The sequence below is a fragment of the Psychrobacter cibarius genome, from assembly GCA_030686115.1.
Lineage (GTDB): Bacteria > Pseudomonadota > Gammaproteobacteria > Pseudomonadales > Moraxellaceae > Psychrobacter > Psychrobacter cibarius_C.
In genome coordinates this window covers 1,220,986-1,242,250 of sequence record CP131612.1, presented here as the reverse complement: position 1 = coordinate 1,242,250, position 21,265 = coordinate 1,220,986, and the positions used below count along the sequence as shown (strand labels likewise).

The following is a 21,265-nucleotide window of genomic DNA, read 5'->3' as shown; positions in this document are numbered from 1 at the left end:
CGTTTTGTATAAGCGCTAATATTGCACATTTATATCAGGATAAACCGCTACTATTTATGCTCTACATTATACGCATAATAGCGGCCTAATAGAAATCAATGTTACAGGCGTACACTTAGAAAGCCACAGTGCCCTTAATCTTATCATGCCGATTAATAACCATTATTGTGCTGACTGGTTACTCATACTAGCGCAGCATTACCTGCTATATATAAAAGGCAAATATTATAAGAATATCCTAAAGCTCTTCTGTTATTTATTTTAAATCCCCTATTTATCAACCGATTTATAAACATATCTTGATAATTAGAGTGATCTTTACTCGCATTTTTACGTCATCTCAAAAATAGAAAAATGAATAACCTTCTACTAATTATGTAGCAAAGCCCACAATTTGTATCTTTTTGACAAAAATATTGGTTCAACCCCTCGAAATTCTCCAAATATAGCGGTATAATTCACCGTTATAATCTTTACTAAATAACCTTATTTTCTGGAGTTATCATGGCAGCGCAATCTACAGCACTTGTAATTAATCTTGATCAGCTAGGAAAAGACGACATTGAAATGGTCGGCGGCAAGAACGCCTCATTAGGTGAAATGATCAGCCATTTGTCTGATTTGGGTGTTAGTGTACCAGGCGGCTTTGCCACCACTTCAAATGCATTCAACCGTTTTTTGAACGAAACTGGCTTGCTTGACAAAATCAACAACGAACTAAAAACGTTAGATGTTGATGATGTCAAAAAACTTGCAGAAACGGGTAAAAAGATTCGTACTTGGATTATTGAGCAAGAGCTGCCAAGTGATCTTGAGCAAGAAGTACGTCAATCGTTTGAAACGATGAGCGGCGGCGAAGACATCGCGGTTGCTGTGCGTTCTTCTGCTACTGCTGAAGATTTGCCAGATGCCTCATTTGCGGGTCAGCAAGAGACATTCCTAAACATTCGCGGCATTGATAACGTCCTAATTGCAATTAAAGAAGTATTTGCATCTCTTTATAACGACCGTGCCATCTCTTATCGTGTACACAAAGGTTTTGAGCATGAAGGCGTTGCATTATCTGCTGCTGTACAGCGTATGGTACGTTCAGAAACTGGCGCGGCGGGTGTGATGTTCACGCTAGATACCGAAAGCGGTTTTGATCAAGTGGTCTTTATCACCTCAAGCTATGGTCTAGGTGAAATGGTTGTACAGGGTGCGGTTAACCCAGATGAATTCTATATTTCTAAGCAATTACTAGCCAATGGCAAACCATCGGTGATTCGCCGTAACCTAGGCAGCAAGCATAAGAAAATGGTTTATGGTGATGAAGGTAGCACCACTAAATCAGTAAAAACTGTCGATGTTGAAAAGCAAGATCGTATGCAGTTCTCATTATCAACTGAAGAGCTAACCTCTCTTGCTAAACAAGCCGTAACAATCGAAAAGCATTATGGCCAAGCGATGGATATCGAGTGGGCAAAAGACGGCGATACCAACGAAATCTTCATCGTTCAGGCGCGTCCAGAAACGGTTAAGAGCCGCCAAGACAGCAATGTTATGGAACGTTATATCATCGACACGACTAACGCTAAAGTATTGTGTGAAGGTCGTTCAATCGGTCAGCGTATCGGTTCAGGTAAAGTCCGTATCGTTAGCAACTTAAATGAGATGGACAAAGTACAGGAAGGCGATGTATTAGTATCAGACATGACGGATCCGGATTGGGAACCAGTCATGAAGCGTGCTTCTGCTATCATCACTAACCGTGGTGGTCGTACGTGTCACGCAGCGATTATTGCTCGTGAACTAGGTGTTCCAGCCATTGTTGGTTGTGGTAATGCGACTGAGCTATTGGTTGATGGTCAAGACGTCACTGCTTCTTGTGCCGAAGGTGATACTGGCTTCATTTATGAAAGCCAAATCGACTTTGAAGTACAGACCAACTCTGTTGAGTCTATGCCAGAGCTTGCCTTCAAAGTAATGATGAACGTTGGTAATCCAGATCGTGCCTTCTCATTCACGCAAATGCCAAATGAAGGTATTGGTCTTGCGCGTTTAGAATTCATCATCAACCGTATGATTGGCGTGCATCCAAAAGCACTACTGAACATGAACAGCTTACCACGCGAAATTGCCCAAGCCATCCAAGAGCGTATTGCTGGTTATGCGTCACCGGTAGATTTCTACGTGGATAAGTTGGTCGAAGGTATCTCAACGCTAGCCGTTGCCTTTATGGATCAGCCAGTTATCGTTCGTATGTCAGATTTTAAATCAAACGAATATGCTAACTTGCTTGGTGGTAAATTATACGAGCCATCAGAAGAAAACCCAATGCTTGGTTTCCGCGGTGCCAGTCGTTATGTGTCTGACAACTTCCGTGACTGCTTTGAGCTTGAGTGTAAAGCACTAAAACGCGTACGTGATGAGATGGGCTTGACCAACGTCGAGATTATGATTCCATTCGTTCGTACCGTTGGCGAAGCCAAAGAAGTCATCGAATTACTTGAGAAAAACGGTCTAAAACGTGGCGAAAACGGTTTACGCGTTATCATGATGTGTGAGCTACCAACCAACGCCCTATTGGCAGATGAATTCCTAGAGCATTTCGATGGTTTCTCAATCGGCTCTAACGATTTGACTCAGTTGACACTTGGTCTTGACCGTGACTCAGGTATCGTCTCACATCTATTTGATGAGCGTGATCCTGCGGTTAAGAAGCTATTGACCATGGCGATTGATGCGTGCCGTAAAGCAAACAAATATGTCGGCATCTGTGGTCAGGGTCCATCAGACCATCCAGATCTTGCGTTCTGGCTGATGGAACAAGGTATCAGCTCAGTGTCGTTGAACCCTGATTCTGTACTAGATACTTGGTTCTTCTTAGCTGGTGAAGAAGCGAAGTAAGCCGTAACGTTCAGTCACAGCAGTAATTCACACAGTCATTAAAGAAACAATGATTAGGGTCTATTTGAAAAATATTAAATAGACCCTAATATTATGTATCATATATAGTGACTTAAGATATGACTAACTATGCAGGCAATTATGCAGATTTTCCTTGCTCGAAATAACGTACAAGCTGGTCCTTACAATTTGGAGCAGCTGAATATCATGTTGGCATCTGGTGAAGTACTGCTGGATGATTTGATGTGGCATGAAGGCTTAGACCAATGGCAGCGTGTCGGTAACTTGACCAATAATCAAACGGTTTATCGACCTACCAACTTTGGCAAGCCTAAGGTTAATGACTCTATTATCAATAATGTAACTGTTTTTCCTGAAGACAACGCTAGAAATAGCTCGGATAGCAAATCAGTTTCATTAGATAGATTGTATGGCAAGCCTGAACGTCCGAAAGACACGGATAAAAATGTGAAAGCTGACATGACCACCAATCGTCAGCACACACCGCACAATAATGTGTCACTAAACAAGGCTAATAGCAATCAGGCTGCGTCGAGCAAAGACAAAGTCGTCGGCAATGTGGTACTTGCACCGATTATGTCGCGAGTATTAGCAACAGCCATCAATGGACTACTCTATCTACTGGCTATTTTTCCGCTAGTGATGGCATTGACAAAAATGGACGTGGATTATACCAAATTCCAAAATATCCAAGACATGGATGCGGCTTATCAGTATTCAATGACACTGATGGAGAGTCTTCCTAGTAGCACATTGATGATGTCGCAAGTGATGGTATTTGGCTTGTTTGCGCTGCAATTGGTATTTATCACACTGCGTGGTCAGTCACTCGGTAAGCTGATTACGGGTATTCGCGTGGTGGATCAAACCACCCATCGGTTGCCCTCTTTTACCAAGCTTATTGGTGTGCGTACTTTGTTATTGTTTATTATTTATAACTTATTGTTCTCGTTTACCAGCTTCTTAGGGTTCGTGATTATTGCTATTCATTATTACATGGCATCGAAAAGCCCTGAAAATATCGGTTGGCATGACAAGTTGGCCAAAACCTTAGTGGTAAAAGCAGATAGCAGTCAGTTAGTGAAAGAACCAAAAATAAAATAGCTTGTTTATTAACAATCCATCTTATTATTTTGATAAAAAAGCAGCGCGATATCGCTGCTTTTTTATGAACCGAGCATTTTTAATTATTGTTATAATTTATTAACGGTGGCTCAGTGATTAACCTTTGTGTTAGTTGCCGAGTACTGTTATAATACGGCGCTTTATAAACTAAGCTTATTTCTTATTATTTTTTATAATAATAGCTAGAAATCGGGCTTACCTTATAAATCTCCTTGCTATTAACATAGGGTTAATAGCTACTAATCCGTAAGGAGTCATAATGCGACATTACGAACTGGTGTTACTTGTACACCCAGACCAAAGCGACCAAGTGGTCGGCATGGTTGAGCGCTACATCAAGTTAGTTCAAGACAACAACGGTGTTATTCATCGTTTAGAAGATTGGGGCCGCCGTCAATTGGCATATCCAATCAACAAGATTCACAAAGCTCATTACGTTCTTTTCAACATTGAAACTGACGGTGAAACTTTAGCTGAACTTGAAGAATTATTCCGTTATAACGACGCGATCATTCGTAGTCTAGTTATGCGCCGTGACGACGCTGTCACTGAAGAGTCGCAGTTAGCCAAGAATGCCGATGAAAAACGCGCACGCAAAGCAACTACTCGTCGTCCAGACAGTCGTGAAAACGATAATGACGACAACGACAACAGTGAAGACTAATTAAAGGAGAATACTCATGGCACGTTTCTATCGCCGTCGCAAATTCTGCCGTTTCACTGCTGAAGGCATCACTCACATCGATTATAAAGATGTTGAATTGCTAAAACAGTACATCAGTGATAATGGTAAAATCGTACCAAGCCGCATTACCGGTACATCTACTAAATATCAGCGTCAACTAGCTACTGCTATCAAGCAAGCTCGTTATTTATCGCTACTTCCATACACTGATAACCATCAGGGTTAACCGTTAATTTTAACTAGGAATGACTCATGCAAATTATTTTGTTACAGCGTATCGTCAACCTTGGTAAACTCGGTGAAACTGTCGATGTGAAACCAGGTTACGGACGTAACTTTCTTATCCCTTTGGGTAAAGCACTACCTGCTACTGCAGCTAACATTGAAAAGTTCGAAGCACGTCGTGCCGAGCTTGAAGCTGAAGAAGCGAAAGAAGTAGCTGTTGCTCAAGAACGTGCTGATGCGCTAACTGACGTTAATGTCATCATGCGTGCTAAATCAGGCGACGAAGGCAAGCTATTCGGCTCTATCGGTACTCGCGATATTGCTGAAGCATTGACTAACTCAGGTCTAGAAGTAGACCGTGCTGAAATCAAGCTTCCTGAAGGCACTTTACGTCAAGTTGGCGAATACAATGTTGATATTCAGCTACATCATGACGTTACCGCTACTATTCTAGTTACCATTCTTTCTGAAGATGGCGACAACGAAGAGTCAGCAACAGAAGTTGAAGACGAGAACGAAGATTATTCAGAAGAGTAATTTTTTGAATATCTAGATCTAGTCTAAAAAAGCCAGTAACGTCATGTTGCTGGCTTTTTTGCGTTTTGCTATCGCGTTTAATTTAAGATTTTATCAGGTATCTTGAACAGTGATATATTCTAGCAACTATTTGTAATAAATAGCTTGGAAAGCCTATACTTAACAATAAGATACTACCTATAAAGTCATCTTTATTATTGTCACCTGACTTGATATGCTCGTTGTATTTGATTGATAGATTTTATTTAGATAACGATAGGCTGCAATGACATGATAAATACTGACGACAAATTACGATGTACCCAAGGCAATCACTTTTATAGCGAAGGTGAAATTTATAAGGTGGGTAGAATCGTTAATAATAAATACTTTCAAATCCTAACTGATAATGATGCAGACCACTGGTATGCAACACTGGATGATAGAGGCATTTATGTGAGCTTTGATTCAAACCTAGGATTAGCAGAAAACGAGAGAGCCTACTTTGAAAAAATCGATGAGCTACAAGCTGAAAGCTAGCAGCCTCCTAAATTATTCAAAAGCACTCAAAAGCATTCAAAATTTAAAAACGGTCAACATAATGGCCGTTTTTTTAATTAAATATCAATACGATTACAGGATAGATATGCGACAGAGCGCGGCCACTCAGCGGCTGTTTTCGGCACTTCTTGGTCAGCAGCTATTATCTTGGCTGCATTTATCCAGCCTGTATGACCGATGACTAATACTGGGCTATCTTCTTGTTCAGCTGAAATCTTAACCAACCAACCTTCAACACGCTCAAATAGCTGCTGCAAGCTCTCTCCATGACTGGGGGCAAAATGTGCAAAATTATGACACCACTCATCAATCTCTTGCTTGGTGATTTGCGCCCACCGACATCCATCCCATTCGCCAAAATTAATCTCAGCCAATTCAGGTGCGACTCGACACTCAAAACCACGTTGCGCTAATATTTGCCCGACTTTTAGTGAACGTTGTAAGGGGCTGACCCAAATTGTTTTTGGCAATTGATGCAAACGCACAAAGCGCTCGATTTTATTGGCAAGACGTTTCAACTTACGTTTATCGACGCCGACATCAGTTTGTCCAATACAAATTCCTTCAGTATTCATCGGTTTGGGATGACGCCAAATATGAAAAATCATTTGCTGTTACTATCCTATTTTGAGCATCATTTTTATATCAGATAAACGGTATAGAAGCAGCCAGTCCGATATAAATAGCAATTTCACTAAGCTGCTGCGTCGCGCCGAGCCCATCGCCCGTGTAACCATCCAAGCGCCTGCGCAATAAACGTCGCATGTAGTCAGTGGCTATCAGCGCCAATATAAATGCTAACAACCATTGAGCAAGCCCAATCTGCTGCATCGTATTGGGAAATATAAGGGCGACTAAAATAATAGCCAATATTAGCCAGCCACTGCTATATAGCCCTTGTATTGGCGTCAACTGCTGCGCCATCGGTTTGGCTTTTGCGTGTTCTATCTCTCCACCATAAGGCAGTAAAGACAGCAGGCTAATGCAAAGTAAACGCGACGCGGTATGTCCTATGATAAGCGCGATGACAGCTATCGGTATGGGCATCGAGGCAAGTAAGCTAATTTTGAGTAATAGCGCCGACACCAAACCTAATACACCATAAGTACCTAGGCGTGAGTCTTTCATAATAGTCAGTGTGCGCTCGCGAGTCAGACCACCGCCTAGACCATCACAGCTATCCGCAAGACCATCTTCATGAAAAGCGCCAGTGAGCTTAATTCCAAAAGCTGTGCTCAGCACTGCAGCAACTAGGGGCGTAAATAACAGACTGCCCAGCCAAAACACGCCAGCACAGAGTAAGCCAACCAGTAAACCGACTGCGGGGAAATGGCGGCTACTCTGATGCAACCATTGCGGATCATAATGTTTAAATGGCGGTACTGGTAATCTTGTTAAAAATTGAACGGCGACCAGTAACAAGATCCATTCATGCTTTATCAATTGAACAAGGGTTCGTCTAGGCAAAGACGGTTTTGATGGCTCTAGCTGATTTGATGGTTTGTTTAATGATTGTGACATCAGTTGTTTTGCTCACTGATACCGGCGTCACTAAAACTTGCCATCTCATTGATAATGGCGCAAGCGGATTGCAACAATGGATACGCGAGCGCAGCCCCGCTACCCTCGCCTAAGCGCATGCCCATATTAAGTAAAGGCTCAGCATTTAGTGATTTCAATAAATGCGCGTGCCCCGGCTCAACAGAATGATGAGCAAAGACCGCGTATTGAGCAACACCGGGCGCTAGGCGTTCAGCCACCAATAATGCGCTACTGGCAATAAAACCATCAATCAGGAGAATACGCCGTTCACTAGCAGCCTGAATCAGCGCACCCGCCATCATAGCAATCTCAAGCCCGCCCAATGCAGCGAGTACATCAAACGGTGCTTGTGCCTGTTGATGACGCTCTAATACTTGCGTCAAAATATCCGTCTTATGCTTTAATCCTGCATCATCAAGTCCTGTACCGCGACCGATACAATCAGCAATAGACAAGTCGCCCAGTCTTGCGAGCAAAAGACTCGCTGCTGAAGTATTACCTATGCCCATTTCACCAACAATCAACAGATTGCCCGCTAGATTCTTGACGACTTTCATGCCGTTTTCTAGCGCTGCTAAACACTCTGTTTCTGTCATCGCAGGCTCTGTTAGCGCATCACGACTACCATGACGAACCTTGTAATCCAGCAATTTTGGATGAGGAGCAAAGTCGGCATCCACCCCAGCGTCAACAACCTTTAACTCAATATTATGCTGGCGTGCCAGTACGTTGATGGCGGCACCGCCTTGCAAAAAGTTATGAACCATTTGCGCAGTGACAGCACTAGGAAACGCTGATGTACCATGCTTAGTTAAACCATGGTCTGCCGCAAACACTCGTATTTGCGCTTGCTCAATATGCGGTGTGATCGTTCCTTGAATCATGCCCAACTGCACAGCGAGTGCCTCTATTCGCCCAAGCGCGCCCAGCGGCTTGGTTTTTAGGTCTATAATCTGCTGTAGCTGCAGACGTAATTCATCATTTTCTATATTGGCTATAGTAGGCGCGGTAAATATGGTCAAGGTAGGCATCCTGATAATGGTACGTGTGAAGCAAAAAGCACATACTAGCAGAGTATCTAAGCTTTACCATGAATAAAATCAAATATGAGCCGAATAGATTCCCTAGCAGCTTGGATTTACTATAGAATATGCCCCTTTAAAAATCCATATACCTATTGATGCTGCTATTAATGAAATAATAGCTCAGTAGCAGCATCCACAATTATCGCTATCAACCCTACATGTAGAGACAGTAATGATCGTATTTTGGCTTGTGCTGACCATTCTTTTTATTATTTTTGCCACAGCAAAGTTAAAGTGGCATCCTTTTTTAGTATTGATATTATCAGCCTTTTTAGTAGCGCTATTTTACCAAGTGCCGCTTAATACTGTTGCTAAAACCATCTCGGATGGCTTTGGCGGTATTTTAGGTTACATCGGTCTGGTTATTGTCTTCGGTACTATCATAGGGCTAATCCTTGAAAAAACAGGTGCCGCCATTGTAATGGCAGAAACGGTCATCAAAGTTTTGGGACCACGCTTCCCTACTTTGACCATGTCTATCGTTGGTGCTGTGGTTTCAGTGCCAGTATTCTGTGACTCTGGCTACATTATTTTAAACTCATTGAAAGAAACATTGGCCGAGCGTTTACACGTGTCCAGTGTGGCGATGAGCATTGCCTTAGCGACAGGCTTATACGCAACCCATACCTTTGTACCACCAACCCCAGGTCCAATTGCCGCAGCAGGTAACTTAGGGTTAGAGTCCAATTTAGGCTTGGTTATTATGGTCGGTGTGGTGGTGACAGCGGTTGCTGTACTGGCTGGCTGGTGGTGGTCTAATCGATTCTTAAATGTCGCTCCCGACAATATCGACGCACTGGACGCGCCAGCAGCGACTTTGCCTGAAAACATGAAGACACGCGACGACTATAGCAGCATGCCGTCAGCAACAATGGCGTTTTTGCCTATTATTGTCCCTATCCTATTGATTTGCTTATCGTCTGTTGCTAACTTCCCAAGTGCACCATTTGGCAGTGGCACGTTGACAGATATTTTAGTGTTCATCGGCAATCCACTCACGGCATTACTGATTGGTTTATTCTTGTCTTTCTTACTAATTAACACTGAGCAAAAAACACAGCAAATTAGCGACAGCATCTCTCAAGGTTTGGTTGTGGCAGCCCCTATCCTATTGATTACTGGCGCAGGCGGTGCATTTGGTGCCATGCTAAAGGTCACACCGATTGGCGACTATTTAGGTACGACATTGTCTGCGTTAGGGCTTGGTATTTTTATGCCATTCATTGTCTCTGCTGCGTTAAAAACGGCACAAGGCTCAACCACAGTCGCCTTGGTCACCACCTCTGCGATGATCGCCCCGTTATTGGATCAAATTGGTCTCGACAGTGAGCTTGGTCGCGTATTTTGTGTGATGGCCATTGGTGCAGGTGCCATGACTATCTCGCACGCCAATGACAGCTTTTTTTGGATTGTCAGTCAGTTTAGTCGTATGAGTGTGGCGCAGGCTTACAAAGCCCATTCTATGGCAACGGGTATTCAAGGCGTGACTAGCATCGTCTTTATCTGGTTATTAACCTTGGTATTTATTTAAAGAGATTCAAAGAGACATTCATGAAAATTTTAATTGCTCCCGACTCATTTAAAGAAAGCTTAGAAGCACTGGATGTTTGCCGCGCCATTCAGTCTGGTTTTAGTCAGGTGTTTCCAAACGCTGACTATACGTTATTGCCGATGGCAGATGGCGGTGAAGGCACCTCTGCGGTATTGTCTTATGTATTAGGCGGACGCTGGAAAGAAGTGGTGGTACACGACCCACTCATGAGATCGATAACGGCAAAGTATTTGTTATTGCCCGACGCTACGGCTGTCATCGAAGTTGCTCAAGCGTGCGGATTACATCTACTGACAAGCGATGAACGCAATCCTGTCATTGCTAGCAGTTACGGTGTCGGCGAGCTGATTGCTGATGCGTTAGAAGAAGGGGCTAAACGTATCGTGATTGGTCTAGGTGGTAGCGCAACCAATGATGCAGGTCTTGGCATGCTAATGGCATTAGGCATCACATTTCACGATATCGATAACACTCTACTCACTCATGGTGGTGGTGCACTTGCCAGCCTACATAGGCTTGATAATATAAATCTTCATGCAAAGGTATTAGACACAGTATTTGAAGTCGCTTGTGATGTGACCAATCCATTATGTGGTCTTTTGGGTGCGAGCGCAGTATTTGGTCCACAAAAAGGCGCTTGTCCAGAGCAAGTAAAAGCTTTAGATAAAGCACTCAGTCACTTTGCCACCATGTGCGGTCATCACGGTTATGAGGACTGCCAACATGTCGAAGGCGCTGGAGCAGCTGGTGGTCTTGGCTACGCGATGATGACGTTCTTTCAAGCTCAGCTAAAATCAGGCTTTGACACAGTTGCTGAGGTGGCTCATTTATCGCAGCATATCGCAGAGGCTGATCTCGTTATCACTGGCGAAGGTAAGCTTGATGCGCAGACAGCCATGGGTAAAGTTGCAGGTGGCATCAGTCAGCTTGCCAAAGCCAGCCATACGCCGGTCATTGCTATCTGCGGCAGTGTTGACGGACTCAAACCTGCGCAAACTAGCCAGTTCGAGGTCATCATGCCCAGTATTCAAAAAGTAGATACCATCGAAAACGTACTGAGTCAGGCTTATGACAATATTGAAACCACGGCTGTCAATATCGCTGCGGCTATGCGCTTAGGTATGAATATGAGATAGATGTTTTTATCATTTTAAAGCAGAACAGAGCCAAACCATTTAATCTGTTTTTTGGCTCCATTCTGTATACATATCACAATATTTCTGGATGCCAGTGTCACAGATACGCTTTAACCCTGCTAACCCACCTACTCTATCGCCATAGACACCATCACTTAGAATATAAATTTTTGCTAATTCGTTTTGCACGTCTTGATATCCTAGCTGACTATAGCTTTCAAACCAATGCGCTGCTTTGCTATAGTCTAATTTTACACCCTCGCCTTTATAATACATAAAACCAAGGTTAAACTGAGCTTCTGCCATGCCTTGCTTAGCTGCTTTTTCGAACCATTCAGCCGCTTTTGCGTTATTTTTAGAAACCCCTTGACCCTGCTGATACAGAACACCTAAATTAAATTGAGCACCAGCAACGCCTTGTTCAGCAGATTTTTTGTACCATTTAAACGCTGCTATATTATCTTTAGGGACACCTTTCGCATCGGCATAAGCAATGCCTAAATTAAACTGTGCTAACTTGTTATTTTGCTCAGCTGCCTGTTGCCAATGTTCAAGGGCGCTGATATCGTTTTGAACGACACCTTCACCTTTAGAGTAAAGATTACCAAGATTATATTGCGCTCTGCTATAGCCTTGTTTAGCAGAATTGCTATAGTAGGTAAAGGCTTTTTCATGGCTTTGTGGTACAGCTATACCTTGATTGTACATAACACCGATATTATATTGCGCTTCAGCTAATCCTTGACTGGCAGATTTATTCAACCACTCAAAAGCTTTGACATTATCTTGCTCAACATCTGAACCTGCTGCATACATAACACCCAAATTATACTGAGCAATAGCATTTCCTTGCCGTGCTAGCGACTCAATAGTAGCCAAATCACTTATCAACACTGAATCTTCGGCAATAGCAGGTATTGGTAGTCCAGCTATCATATAAATCATTACAATATTAAAGCATGTCTTTTTTAATAGCTGTATATTCATTATTAGTCCATAGATGTAGCATAAATCGAAAATATATCTAAATAAATTATGGCGTGTTTAACGTTCATATATAGATACTGTTGCTAGCCAAACTGTATTACAAACAAAATGTAAGGCTAATTATTCATGTATTAATGCTATAGCCATTTCGTTACTTCATCAATGACAGTATGCATTCTATTAGAGAGTGTATGCCGTCGTCTTACTGCAAGATATAGCGTCTCGCTAACTGCAACAGGCAGATGATGGCTCTTAATAAGCTCAGGCTTTGGATAAGCAGCCACTGCATGTGCAGGTAGCACCGTAAAGCCTATACCCCTACTGACTGGCTCTAAAATTAAACCAATCTGATTAGAAAAGCCTTTTTTCTCAAAGTCATTGATGTGCTGGAATTCAGGATAATTAGCGCTTAGCAGCATACCTGCATGGTGTGCACCATCTGGATGATCAATAAAACCAAGCTCGGTGAGATACTCCCAGCTCGGCTCTACCGTAGTTGCAGGTGTCACTAATATTAGCGCTTCTTGAGCCATAGACTTACAACTGACTGTCTCCTCATCTGAGACATCCGTCATAAAACCAATGTCAATCTCATGATTGGCAAGTGCCCGCTCTATATCAGCATTGGGTGCAAAGCGATAATCAATCACTAGTTTTGAATGCTGCTGCTGTAGTGTCAAAAGCTGCGGATATAGCTTGAGTCCCACACTACCAGGCGACATCAAACGTACCAACCCTTCATAATGAGGATCTTCACCGATGCGCTGCTCCAGATTTGATAAGCGCTGCAATATCTCCCCTGCTTCTTTATAGAGCTGTTCACCTGCATTGGTCAGTGAAAACTGCTTTCCTTGACGAATCAGTAAGTCTGTGTCCAACTGATCTTCTAGCTTACGTATATGCTGACTCACACCAGATTGGGTCATGTGTAAGCGTTCAGCCGTACGAGTAAAGTGCCCGAACTCGGCAAGCGCACAAAAAGTGCGCAACCATGTGATATTTATCATTACGATACATAATTATTTATATAATATTTGATAATTTTATATAATAATCGTATGTTTGTATACTGGCCTCATGTTAAATAAGAGTACAACTAACAGGAGCAAAAGCTATGAACAACGTTTATCCAAGGAGTTTTTCGCACATCGGCCTTTCAGTTCCCGACCTAGAAGCCGCCGTAAAATTTTATACTGAAGTAATGGGTTGGTACACCATCATGGAGCCAACAGAGATTGTTGAAGATAATAGCCCGATTGGTGAGATGTGTACTGAAGTATTCGGTTCAGGTTGGGGCAGTTTCCGTATTGCTCACCTATCTACTGGTGACCGTATCGGTGTTGAGATTTTTGAATTTAAAAATCAAGAAAACCTTGAAAATAACTTTGAATATTGGAAAACAGGTATCTTTCACTTTTGTGTTCAAGATCCAAATGTTGAAGAGTTGGCTGAGCGCATCGTTGCAGCAGGCGGTAAAAAGCGTATGGAAAAACCACGCTATTATTACCCTGGTGAAAAGCCTTACCGCATGATCTATATGGAAGACCCGTTTGGCAATATCGTCGAGATATACAGCCACAGCTACGAGCTTATTTATAGCGAAGGCGCATACTAAGTTCAGTGTAAATACAGCTTAATACAGCCTTGACTTGTATCTGACTGATAAACAAATAGCGACCTCAGAATATGAGATCGCTATTTTTATTTGTCTGCTTTCTACATGAGCAACCTATTATATAAGAGGTAAGCCATGCTACTATTTAGGTAGCTATACATAGCATCTACCAAATGAAACAACCCATTATCAAGGATGATAAATGACAAACTCTGACGTTGCCTTAGACATGGACGACTTTCCCGTTATTAGAAAAGACGATAGAAAAAGTGGTGTGGTCACTCTCACCTTAAACCGACCAAAGCAATTCAATGCCTTATCCGTTGAGCTACTCTCTGCGCTACAATCGGAACTGGACAGTATCGCTCAAGATGACAATATCCATGTAGTCGTCATTGCAGCAAATGGTAAAGCGTTTTGTGCCGGTCACAATCTAAAAGAGATGCGCGCACATTCAGATGAAGCCTTTCAGCGCGCCCTATTCCAACAATGCAGTCACATGATGCTCACTATTAACCGTATGCCACAAGTCGTGATTGCAAAAGTGCAGGGCATCGCGACAGCAGCAGGGTGCCAACTGGTCGCTGCCTGTGATTTAGCCGTTGCCGCTGATGAAGCCAAATTTGCCACTTCAGGGATAAACGTTGGGCTTTTTTGCTCCACACCTGCTGTAGCCGTCAGTCGCAATCTACCTCGTAAGCAAGCGTTTGAGATGCTGATTACTGGTGAGTTTATCGATGCACATACCGCCCTACAATATGGATTGATTAATCGAGTTGCACCATCAGAGCAATTAGAACAAGTCTTGCAATCGTTGATAACGGCGATTACTACCAAATCTCCAGTAGCGGTAAGAACTGGCAAAGATATGTTTTATAAGCAATTGAATATGAGCGTCGAAGATGCTTATGACTATGCCAGTGAAGTGATGACTTGTAATATGATGGCAGGCGATGTGAGTGAAGGTATTGACGCCTTTGTTGAAAAGCGCCAAGCGGTATGGAAAGGATGCTAACTGTTTGACGAAAATACTCTGACTAAAAAAAGATGACGTTGCTATTATTATGAAGCCATCAAAGCGCCCACAATCATAAATGCAACGGCTATGAGTGATCTCAAAAATGGTGAACTGCACTCTGCCCAGCGAGTGATAATAAAGTATAAATTGGCAAATGGAAGAAATAGATATAACAGCCCCCAGAGCACCGACTCTTGGAAGGCTATAATAATTAACTTAATGCTATAAATAATGCACATGATGCTTGCGATGACAAGTAAAATAACACCTATGAATTCCACGTGAATTTCCTCAAAATGTTCAATAAGAAACAAACTATTATTAATTTAAAAAGACATTGAAAATATAACTACCAGCAGTTTGCTTAGCCATCAATGCTAAAAAATGATGGTTTTGAGAGGCTGTTTATTATCTCAGAACTGTTGCTGGCGTATAATAACAGGTAACGTGAGAAAAACATAATATTATAAAACATAAGTTGAATAAATATAGCTTAATCTACTTTGATCGCTTATAAAAACATATTCACAACCAATCTATGAGAAAACAGGAAAACAAAAAAAGGCCATGATAGCGATATCATGGCCTTTTTTAAACAACTACTACAATCAATCTGTTACTTACTCAGCGGCGATGGCAATCATCTCAACCAACAGCTCAGGACGTGCCAATGCAGACTCGCCACAAGCACGAGCTGGCGGCTGAATGCCTTCAAACCACTGGTCATAAACTTCATTCATAGCAGCAAAGTCTGCCATGTCTTTTATCCAAACCGTTACTGACAGTAGTTTTGATTTATCGCTACCCACTTCTTCTAATAACGTTTGAATCTTTTCTAGACAAGTCAATGTTTGCGCTTTGATATCGTCTTCTGCATTACCTACCTGACCACATAAATAAATAGTCTGATTATGGATTACAGTTTTGCTCATACGTTGATTGCTATGCAGCTTCTTTATCATGTTATATACCTTCAATTTATTAATTTAAGTCTGTGCTAAATCTGTCAAATGCGCTGTTAATTAGAAAAACGCTGAGCACTGAATGGCGCAACATCTACTAATAATGGCTTGTCATGAATCATCTCTTCAACCAGACGCCCTGTCATAGGCCCTAAAGTAAAACCTTGATGACTGTGACCAAAGGCAAACCATAGTTTTTCATGCTTGTCTGCAGGACCAATAACTGGCTTCATATCAGGCATACAAGGACGCGATCCTGCCCATGCTTCAGACTCTACTGCATCTTCTAATGGTAAGATTTTTCTTGCCAGCTTCAGAACCGTTTTTAATTGACCAAAGTTCTTTGGTGCATCCATGGTAGTCATCTCAGCACCGGTCGTGATACGGATACCCTGCTGCATTGGCCCCATCACAAAGCCTTTGTCCATATCAAACATACTGTGATTGATGGTGTTCTTTTCTGTCACTTTGAAATGCTGATGATAGCCACGCATTGGGAACAATGGCAGATTATAGCCAAGTGGCTTGATCAAATCATTAGACCATGGACCTGCTGCGATAACCAACTTATCACTATAATAAGTGTCATTATCAGTAATGATTTTCCAACCTTCACCGTCTTGTACGATTTCTTTTACATCGCTCTCTTTAATCGTACCACCCATCTCTTGGAAATTTTTTGCATAGGCTTTTACGAGCGAGCTTGGGTTTGACACTTGCCAAGAGTTTTTCCAATGAATCGCACCAACGAAACCTTCAAAATTAGCGCTAGGCTCCATGGCTTTTAGCGCTTCAAGGTTCAATACGTTATGCTCAACTCCTTGATTGCGCGCATCAATGGCTGATGCTTGCGCTTCTTTAAACGTCTCTTCAGAACGATGCAGTTGTAACCAACCATCACGAGTAATTAGCTCGTCAGCACCAGATGCTGAAATCATTGTTTGATGCTCATTGGTACAATGCGCAATCAATGTCTGCCATTCTGATTCTATTTTTTTGACCGAAGCGGGCGTAGAGTATTTCCAATACTGCAACAACGCTTGGTGATAACGCAAAATTGCTGGGATACGATAACGAATATCAGTGCCTTGGTTCGGTAATACTCTGATCATTTCAGTCAATTGACGAGGAAAAGGATGGGTATGAATGGCTTCGCGCTGAATCAATCCTGCATTGCCATACGAGGTCTCTGAGCCTGGCAACTTCTTGTCTAACATCAGTACTTTTGAATTATTTTTTTGTAAATGCCACGCGACTGACGTGCCAACCATACCTGCACCGATAACGATCACTTCATAGCGCATAACCTATCCTTTTCTTATGGTGTTAATACAGAGTATCAAATATGAGGGTCTAACGGAATAAGGTGGTAATAGTAACGTATTGAGCTGAATATTAAACCCCAATCTCATAAATATTTTTGCTATTAAATACTTTTGGTTATGGGGTTTTTGAAAAGGTATTTTTGATAGGAATAATTTAATAAGTTAACGAAGGTTTTGTCTTTAAATTATTCTTTCTAAACTGAATATAGGTAATTCTAGTCGGTTATTTAGAAACGCTATTGAAGTAATAAACATATTTTACAAAAAGGTGGTGCGTTGCGTAGCTTCCAAAATTTTATTTGTAGTCAACTTCTCTTTCAAATAATAGCTGCAACCAGTCACTGAGACCATCAGTATCAAAAGCCTTTGCACCGTAGCCAAGATTTAATAAATCCTCAGGCAAATATTCATCAAATTTCTCAATCATCTTGTTGGGTACGTTTTCGGCAAGCTCAGTCGCAGACGGCATATTACTGGAGGCTAAATCTCTCAAAAACCTAATAACCTGAACCGAATTGACTTTATGAACACAGATAACTCCTGCATATACCTCAGTAGAGAAATCATGCTGCATAAGCAAAGCTGCTAGGGTATGAACGACTTTGTCTCCGCGCCATGTAAAAATATAAGTATTACCGTCTTGATCTATTATTGGCCGATGACGCAATTGACACCTATCAAAAGTCTCAATGCTTTCTGTAAACAATTCACGCGCCGTTTTATCAGCAAAATCGACTTTTTTATCGCCGACTGAAATACGATAGTCACCTTTAGTTAATATGTCATACATCTCTTGACGGACTCGGTCGTGTATCGACATATCTCCGCCGCCATCAAATTTTGGAGGCTGACCGCCGCCTTGGACAGCAACCACATAAATGACCTTTTTATCCATATCGATATCTTTGACTTGCCAGCGTATACCCGCAAAGATGATGTATTGTTCGGGTAGCAGCAAAGTAGTGACGGGTAATGTGCCTAGTGTTTTACTACCAGCCACAAGACGATATTCCTCTGGCGTTTTAAACACCGCATAAAAAGTATAATGACCAACGATACGCTCGCCTACTATCCCTAATACCAATTGCTGATTGCCAAGCTGAGTAATCAGTTGCATCGCGCCCATTTGTGATAATAAGGATTTAAAGTGAGTAGGCGTTATCTTTTGAAAAGGTCCTTGTCTACATAGCAAAGTATAAATTTGGTCGGCACGGATACCACCCCATTGACCGATAGTCGCGAGCACTTGATGAAGGAGCGTTGAGAAGTGATAGAGCGACGTATCGGCAGGCTCAAACCATCTGCTAGCGATAAGCAGTCTTATCATTGCTAATGACTGTATAAGCTGTAGTCGCAGTCTATCCACCAAACTGGTATCGATATCGATTTGCTTTTCGGTGATAAGCATACGCAGCACTGACGAACCACCGCGCCTACCCGAGCGCCCAAGCCGTTGCCGTAAGCTTGAAACTGAATGCGGAGCTGTCACTTGTACGACAGAATCAACTTTACCAATATCTATACCTAGCTCTAAAGTCATGGTACAGACGGCGGTAGTCGGCAAATCCTCTTTTTGCAAACGCTGCTCTAAACCTTCTCTTAATTCTTTTGCTAACGAGCCGTGGTGGGGGAAAAACTCATTGGGAACGATATTATGCTCACACTTGTCACTTAGCAATGCAGCTATGAGTTCAGTACGCTTACGGCTATTGGCGAATATAAGATGATTACCGCCACGGCAGAAGCGATATAAATCCGTGCATATTTGTGATTGAGCATCATGAGCAAGCTGATAACTATGAATTAGAGAATTATCATCCTTAAACTCACTAATCTGAGCACTTTCGCTTTTCGAATCAATAGCTATATAGCTCTCATCAATGTCATTATTATCATAATAGCTCTTAGACCCATTGCTTTGAAGCTTGTGCATTACTTGGTTAGGGTCTACATAACCTTTTAGCTGAACTTTGACGTTGGAAGTCGATTCAGTATCCTTAATAATGACACAAGGTAAAGAATTATTGGGGCGTAGTGATAAAGGCACAGTTTCTATATCGCCCAAAGTTGCACTTAATGCCACTCGTGGAATAGGCGCGTCTAGCCGTCCAGCTACATGCTCAAGACGGGTCAAAAGTGACAATAGATGCTGACCACGCTCGCTACCCAAGAAGGCATGAAACTCGTCAATGACAATATATTTGAGCTCGCCAAAAGCTTGTTTCACCCAGCCTGCATCTCGTATTAGTAGAGACTCAAGCGATTCAGGGGTAATCAAAATAATACCCGATGGCGACTTTTTCTGTTGCTTCTTTTTAGCTAGCGCACTGTCACCATGCCAAGGCGTCACTTGCATATCGAGCAGCTCTGCTAGACTTTGCAAGCGTCGATACTGGTCATTAATCAAAGCTTTTAACGGACTGATATAAAGAATACCAACGCCCTTGTCTTGATGAGCGATAGCGCTACAGGCAGGCAAAAAGAAAGCTTCTGTTTTACCCGCAGCGGTTGCCGCACTAATAAGCACATCCGTTTGCCCTGATAAAATGGGCGCAATGGCTTTGGCTTGTACTTCCCGGAGTCCATGCCAGCCTTGGTCAAATATCCAGCGTTGTATACGCTTATCAAGCTCAGTATGGGCATCTCTCAAATTAAATCTCTCAAAGTAGGCATTCGTCTTATAAGCTAAAGTCTGCTAGTCCATCATCTTCATCCATGTCACTAAGGTCGCTCATATCGATGTCCATATCTGAAGGTGTTTCAGGGTCGATAGCTACGGATTGAATCAGATGATTCCATGAGATAGTAGGATTTTGGTCGATGACAGCTAGCATATCTAAAAATGCCTTGATGGTATTACGTGGCGTTCTGAAGTAAGCATCGCCAATCGTTTGGCTACAGTGTTGCAAGAAAGCTTGTAGTGATTCATCAGGCACTAGATATGCAGACTCATCGCCGCCTGCATAAACATGACGTAGGTTTTTTAGCAAAATATACAGCTCCTCTGGCGTTAGGCTAGCCAAATGTAACGCTGGAGAAGAATAATCAATTACCCCTGCCTGCTTGGCAAAGCTGTTGTCCGCTAAGCGAGTTTGCAAAGCATCGTAGCTGTATAAGCCTTTGCGCGGATCGAGTAAAAACTCAGGCGTACCCCCTAATAAAAACCCTAAATGCTCAGCTGTACCTTGCAAACAATCATTTAAGATACGCAATATTTGCTCATAGTTACCTTGGCGCGCTTGAGTGCTGTTAAGCTTGTATAGATTGACCATCTCGTCCAAATTAACGAGCAATCCTTGATAACCAGCTTGACGGACGAATAAACTCATGATTTTTAAAGAGTCATAAAAGGATGAGTCGGAAATAATAGTGCGCACACCTAAGTCGCGTCTGGCATCAGTCTTAGTAGCGTATTCTGCACGTAACCAGCGAATAGCGTTGGCTTTTAACTCGTCATTACCTTCTTCGTGCCCTTGCCAATAAGCTTCAATGACTTTTGCAAAATCATAACCACCTACCAACTCAGTCAATTCAGCTAAATTTTGCTGGATAACGTCACTGATAGCCTCTCCGCTACTGTCCGCTTGTTTTCGTGCTTCGGTAATAAAACGCTCAACCACACTAGCAAGCCCATTGCCATCAGGCTTATTGCGCGTCGATAAGTTACGCATCAGCTCAGAATATAAATTCCTCGCTTGGCCTGACGATGCTTGAATGCGTCTGTCAGGCGATAAATCCGCATTCACCGTGACCAATTTACGCTCAAGTGCAATGGCGCGAACCACGCTCAAAAAGAAAGTCTTGCCCGACCCATATTCCCCAATAATCAGCCGAAACGCAGAACCGCCATCAGCCACACGTTCAATATCATCTATCAAAGCTTTGAGCTCATTAATACGTCCCACTTGGATATGCTGAATACCAACTTTGGGGGTAACGCCAGCCTTGAGCGACTGGATAATCGCGTCGCGTTCTTTGGCTCTAATTTTTTTACCACTCATCTTTATTCCTTTTTAATCCA

At 42.4% G+C, this 21,265-nt stretch carries 19 protein-coding genes; 10 read left to right on the top strand and 9 right to left on the bottom strand.

Features of this window, described 5'->3' with window-relative positions:
* The first annotated feature begins 504 nt into the window (after positions 1–504).
* From ppsA to Q6344_05275, 6 genes are all read left to right on the top strand, one after another.
* Positions 505–2,889, top strand: a complete 2,385-nt coding sequence (gene ppsA, locus Q6344_05300; protein ID WLG14754.1) for a phosphoenolpyruvate synthase — start codon at positions 505–507, stop codon at positions 2,887–2,889.
* Positions 2,890–3,018: 129 nt separating this feature from the next.
* Complete coding sequence (locus tag Q6344_05295; protein WLG14753.1) at positions 3,019–4,014, top strand: RDD family protein; 996 nt, start codon at positions 3,019–3,021, stop codon at positions 4,012–4,014.
* 280 nt (positions 4,015–4,294) lie between these two features.
* A complete protein-coding gene (gene rpsF, locus Q6344_05290) occupies positions 4,295–4,699 on the top strand; it encodes a 30S ribosomal protein S6 (protein WLG14752.1) in 405 nt (134 codons plus the stop codon).
* Positions 4,700–4,715: 16 nt separating this feature from the next.
* Complete coding sequence (gene rpsR / locus Q6344_05285) at positions 4,716–4,946, top strand: 30S ribosomal protein S18 (protein ID WLG14751.1); 231 nt, start codon at positions 4,716–4,718, stop codon at positions 4,944–4,946.
* A gap of 26 nt (positions 4,947–4,972) precedes the next feature.
* Positions 4,973–5,482 (top strand): 50S ribosomal protein L9, encoded by a 510-nt coding sequence (rplI, locus tag Q6344_05280; GenBank protein ID WLG14750.1) that lies wholly within the window; start codon positions 4,973–4,975, stop codon positions 5,480–5,482.
* Positions 5,483–5,752: 270 nt separating this feature from the next.
* Complete coding sequence (locus tag Q6344_05275; GenBank protein WLG14749.1) at positions 5,753–6,001, top strand: hypothetical protein; 249 nt, start codon at positions 5,753–5,755, stop codon at positions 5,999–6,001.
* Between the two features lie 77 nt (positions 6,002–6,078).
* Here the strand turns inward: Q6344_05275 and Q6344_05270 are convergent, their stop codons facing one another.
* From Q6344_05270 to cobT, 3 genes are read right to left on the bottom strand one after another with little or no spacing between them, the layout of a single operon-like run.
* Positions 6,079–6,630 (bottom strand): histidine phosphatase family protein, encoded by a 552-nt coding sequence (locus Q6344_05270; GenBank protein ID WLG14748.1) that lies wholly within the window; start codon positions 6,628–6,630, stop codon positions 6,079–6,081.
* A gap of 37 nt (positions 6,631–6,667) precedes the next feature.
* Positions 6,668–7,543: an adenosylcobinamide-GDP ribazoletransferase gene (gene cobS / locus Q6344_05265; GenBank protein WLG14747.1), complete on the bottom strand. Its 876-nt coding sequence runs from the start codon at positions 7,541–7,543 to the stop codon at positions 6,668–6,670.
* Positions 7,543–8,595 carry a nicotinate-nucleotide--dimethylbenzimidazole phosphoribosyltransferase gene (cobT, locus tag Q6344_05260; GenBank protein WLG14746.1) on the bottom strand — a complete coding sequence of 351 codons (1,053 nt, stop codon included), beginning with the start codon at positions 8,593–8,595 and terminating at the stop codon, positions 7,543–7,545. The genes cobS and cobT overlap by 1 nt, the downstream gene beginning before the upstream one ends.
* Before the next feature lie 226 nt (positions 8,596–8,821).
* On the opposite strand from cobT, the gene Q6344_05255 reads away from it, so the two are divergent.
* Complete coding sequence (locus Q6344_05255; GenBank protein ID WLG14745.1) at positions 8,822–10,180, top strand: GntP family permease; 1,359 nt, start codon at positions 8,822–8,824, stop codon at positions 10,178–10,180.
* 20 nt (positions 10,181–10,200) lie between these two features.
* Positions 10,201–11,337, top strand: coding sequence for a glycerate kinase (locus tag Q6344_05250; protein ID WLG14744.1), 1,137 nt, complete (start codon positions 10,201–10,203; stop codon positions 11,335–11,337).
* 39 nt (positions 11,338–11,376) lie between these two features.
* Here the strand turns inward: Q6344_05250 and Q6344_05245 are convergent, their stop codons facing one another.
* Together Q6344_05245 and Q6344_05240 are read right to left on the bottom strand one after the other, a co-directional pair.
* Entirely contained in the window at positions 11,377–12,273 is an 897-nt protein-coding gene (locus Q6344_05245) for a tetratricopeptide repeat protein (GenBank protein WLG14743.1), read from the bottom strand.
* Between the two features lie 188 nt (positions 12,274–12,461).
* On the bottom strand, positions 12,462–13,331 hold the full coding sequence (locus tag Q6344_05240) for a LysR family transcriptional regulator (GenBank protein WLG14742.1): 870 nt from the start codon (positions 13,329–13,331) through the stop codon (positions 12,462–12,464).
* 107 nt (positions 13,332–13,438) lie between these two features.
* On the opposite strand from Q6344_05240, the gene Q6344_05235 reads away from it, so the two are divergent.
* The gene (locus Q6344_05235) at positions 13,439–13,939 is read left to right on the top strand and encodes a lactoylglutathione lyase family protein (GenBank protein WLG14741.1); all 501 of its coding nucleotides are present in this window, start codon (positions 13,439–13,441) and stop codon (positions 13,937–13,939) included.
* Between the two features lie 202 nt (positions 13,940–14,141).
* Positions 14,142–14,954, top strand: coding sequence for an enoyl-CoA hydratase (locus Q6344_05230; GenBank protein WLG14740.1), 813 nt, complete (start codon positions 14,142–14,144; stop codon positions 14,952–14,954).
* Between the two features lie 623 nt (positions 14,955–15,577).
* On the opposite strand, the gene Q6344_05225 is transcribed toward Q6344_05230, so the two are convergent.
* From Q6344_05225 to Q6344_05210, 4 genes are all read right to left on the bottom strand, one after another.
* Positions 15,578–15,919, bottom strand: coding sequence for a RidA family protein (locus Q6344_05225; protein WLG14739.1), 342 nt, complete (start codon positions 15,917–15,919; stop codon positions 15,578–15,580).
* A 56-nt stretch (positions 15,920–15,975) separates the two neighbouring features.
* Positions 15,976–17,223: an FAD-binding oxidoreductase gene (locus Q6344_05220; protein WLG14738.1), complete on the bottom strand. Its 1,248-nt coding sequence runs from the start codon at positions 17,221–17,223 to the stop codon at positions 15,976–15,978.
* 316 nt (positions 17,224–17,539) lie between these two features.
* Positions 17,540–19,894: a DEAD/DEAH box helicase gene (locus Q6344_05215; protein ID WLG14737.1), complete on the bottom strand. Its 2,355-nt coding sequence runs from the start codon at positions 19,892–19,894 to the stop codon at positions 17,540–17,542.
* A gap of 28 nt (positions 19,895–19,922) precedes the next feature.
* Positions 19,923–21,245, bottom strand: a complete 1,323-nt coding sequence (locus Q6344_05210; GenBank protein WLG14736.1) for an ATP-binding protein — start codon at positions 21,243–21,245, stop codon at positions 19,923–19,925.
* Positions 21,246–21,265: the final 20 nt, after the last annotated feature.